The organism is Streptomyces sp. NPDC001700 (assembly GCF_053596435.1).
Genome location: NZ_JBSFGE010000084.1, coordinates 1 through 1364 on the forward strand (window position 1 = coordinate 1; position 1364 = coordinate 1364).

At 69.4% G+C, this 1364-nt stretch carries 1 protein-coding gene; it reads left to right on the top strand.

Translation table 11 applies throughout. The annotated features are described in order from the left end of the window. Nucleotides 1–1364 (top strand): beta-ketoacyl synthase N-terminal-like domain-containing protein (locus tag ACWC5C_RS42050; protein WP_450884640.1); only part of this gene is annotated, 1364 nt, incomplete at both ends.

Below are 1364 nucleotides of genomic sequence, written 5' to 3' on the forward strand. Positions count from 1 at the left end.
GGGCATTCGGGGCCGGAGGCGGTTGGTGCGGAGCTGGCGTTCAAGGAGTTGGGGTTCGACTCGCTGACGGCGGTCGAGCTGCGTAACCTGCTGACTTCCGCGACGGGGTTGAAGCTTCCGGCCACACTCGTCTTCGACTACCCGACCCCCGCCACACTCGCCGACCACCTCAGGACCGAACTCACCGGCGAGCTGCGGGACGTGAAGCCCACCTGGGCCGCCACCGCGGCGACCCGGACCGAGCTCGACGACGACCCGATCGCGATTGTGTCGATGAGCTGCCGATTCCCGGGGGGCGCCGACTCCCCGGAGAACCTCTGGCACCTGGTCACCAGCGGCGGCGACGCCATGGCGGACTTCCCGACCGACCGCGGCTGGGACCTCGACAACCTCTTCGACCACGACCCCGACCGGCCGGGGACCTCGTACACGACCGAAGGCGCGTTCGTGTACGACGCGACTGGGTTCGACGCCGACTTCTTCGGTATCTCGCCCCGCGAGGCGCTCTCCATGGACCCGCAGCAGCGGATGTTCCTGGAAACCTCTTGGGAGGCGCTGGAGCGAGCGGGTATCGACCCGACCTCGCTCCGTGGTCAGGACATCGGCGTCTACGCGGGTGCCTACTCCGTGGGTTACGGCGTGAGCACCAACGTTCCCGAGGAGCTTGAGGGATACGTGGTCACCGGCGAGGCCACGAGTGTGATCTCCGGCCGCGTCTCCTACACCCTCGGCCTCGAAGGCCCCGCGCTGTCCGTCGACGCCGCCTGCTCTTCCTCGCTGGTGGCTCTCCACATGGCGACGCAGGCGCTGCGCGGTGGCGAGTGCTCCATGGCGCTCGTCGGCGGCGTCACCGTGATGTGCACGCCGACGGCGTTCACCGAGTTCGCCCGTCAGCGGGGTATGGCGCGTGACGGGCGGTCCAAGCCGTTCGCCGATGCCGCCGACGGCATGGGCTGGGGCGAGGGCGTCGGCGTGCTGCTCGTCGAGCGCCTTTCGGACGCCCGCCGAAACGGGCACCAGGTGCTGGCCGTGGTGCGGGGTTCGGCGATCAACCAGGACGGTGCGTCGAATGGTCTGACGGCTCCGAACGGTCCCTCGCAGCAGCGCGTCATCCGGCAGGCGCTCGCCAACGCGCGGCTCTCGCCCCAGGACGTCACGGTCGTAGAGGGCCACGGCACGGGGACGACGCTGGGTGATCCGATCGAGGCGCAGGCTCTGCTTGCCACCTACGGTCAGGAGCGCGAGGCGGACCAGCCGCTGTGGCTGGGTTCGATCAAGTCGAATATCGGGCACACGCAGGCCGCGGCCGGTGTGGCGGGCATCATCAAGATGGTGATGGCGCTGCGGGAGAGGGTGCTGCCGAA